This window comes from Pseudomonadota bacterium (assembly GCA_030775045.1).
Lineage (GTDB): Bacteria > Pseudomonadota > Alphaproteobacteria > JALYJY01 > JALYJY01 > JALYJY01.
In genome coordinates this window covers 1-1,513 of the sequence record JALYJY010000019.1, presented here as the reverse complement: position 1 = coordinate 1,513, position 1,513 = coordinate 1, and the positions used below count along the sequence as shown (strand labels likewise).

2 protein-coding genes are annotated in these 1,513 nt (G+C 58.1%); one reads left to right on the top strand and one right to left on the bottom strand.

The annotated features are described in order from the left end of the window. Positions 1–524 (top strand): hypothetical protein (locus M3O22_02840; protein ID MDP9195695.1); only part of this gene is annotated, 524 nt, incomplete at its 5' end. A gap of 3 nt (positions 525–527) precedes the next feature. On the opposite strand, the gene M3O22_02835 is transcribed toward M3O22_02840, so the two are convergent. Further along, the gene (locus M3O22_02835) at positions 528–1,325 is read right to left on the bottom strand and encodes a hypothetical protein (protein MDP9195694.1); all 798 of its coding nucleotides are present in this window, start codon (positions 1,323–1,325) and stop codon (positions 528–530) included. Positions 1,326–1,513: the final 188 nt, after the last annotated feature.

The following is a 1,513-nucleotide window of genomic DNA, read 5'->3' as shown; positions in this document are numbered from 1 at the left end:
CCATGAGAACGCGTGTCGCATACCGCAAACAGATTACGGACGGAACCCGGGAGATCGCGCCCGGCGAAGTCCATCTTCTTCTGGGAGCCGCACTGGAAGTCTTGCCCGGGACAGGTGGCCGCGAGTCTGACCTGTGTCCCGGTTCTGTCTACACGGAAGACAATAAAAACCTGGGTATTGAGGCCCTGTTTGGACCCGATGCCCTTGTCCAGCGGGAAAGGGAACTGTTTAAATTTGCCTATGACGTGTGCGCAGCGCCAGATTCCGGTGCCAGAGCGAAGCTGATCCAGGAAGCCAATGACTATGCCGCACGGGTTCGCCTGGAAACCAGACTGGGTATGGCGCCATTCCGTGCCGGCGGGAAGCAGTGGGCGGCCCTGTGGGTAAAGGACATCCGCAGGGAACGAGGTTTTGCCGTATGCTCGGGTGCGGCATTCGACGAGGACCTGCTGGAAGGCGAAAAGAGCCGGGAAGGAGTGTCTTCCCTGCCCCCTGCTTCTGTGACGAGCGCTGCCCGCCCATAGGTTTCAGGCCGGCCGCAGGGTGACAGGATCTGCGGAGACAGGCGCTGTGGGACCTCTTCCGAGGGGTTTTTCTATAGCCAGGAAACTCTCCACAGTTATGGCAACGGTGTCCGGATCGCAGACATACAGGCCATGGATAACCCGGCCGTTTGCGTGCATCGGGCGGCCGTCAGGGCCTACGGGGATGCTGCTATCCAGCAGGACCTTGCTTTTGATATAAGGGTCGCAGCAAAGGGCCATATCTGCGCCCTGCCTGAGTACTTTTCCATCTGCGGCTCTGATCTCCAGGGTGACAGGAGATTCATCCCGGCGCACTTCTTCAGACAGAGAGCCCGGAGTGATGGAGCTGACCCCCTCTTCGGTAATCTGAAGGATTTCTCCCTTGAATCCCCGGCGGCGCAGTTCAAGGATTCCAGCAGAGAATCCAGGGCCTTCGCCGATCAGGACAACGGTTCTCCAGGATCCTTCCATGCTTTGATCGTGCTTGCCCCGGATCAGGGCTTCCAGACTGGGGTAAGCGCGGCGCGGTCCGGAAAGGCAGTCGGAATCCGGCCCCTCAAAATCACAGTGCGCCATGCGCCGGGCCAAGGCTGACGGATCCATGCACAGAAAGACTGTATCCAGAAAGCCTGAGGTGTTTCCGTCTGTCCCTGTGATCTGCCATCCGCGGATGGAATAGGGCAGAACGGATTCTGCCTTTCTCTCACTGAATATCAGGATCTCCGCATCTATGCCGGTCTTTGTAAGTTCTGATTCCAGGCGGGCTGCTGTTTCCCCGCTGCCCACAATGCCGATTCTCATGATTTCCTCCGTTGCTGGAGGGCCGGGATCATAGGGACAGCATCTGCCTCTGAAAAATGCATTTTTTACAAGAGTTTTGTGGATCAGAAAAAGAGAGGGGCTTTTCACACGCCCCCCTCCCGCGCTCTTTACTGCAGCATCTGCATCCCGGCGGCTGATTTCGCCAGGCGGGCCAGGTTGACAAATTC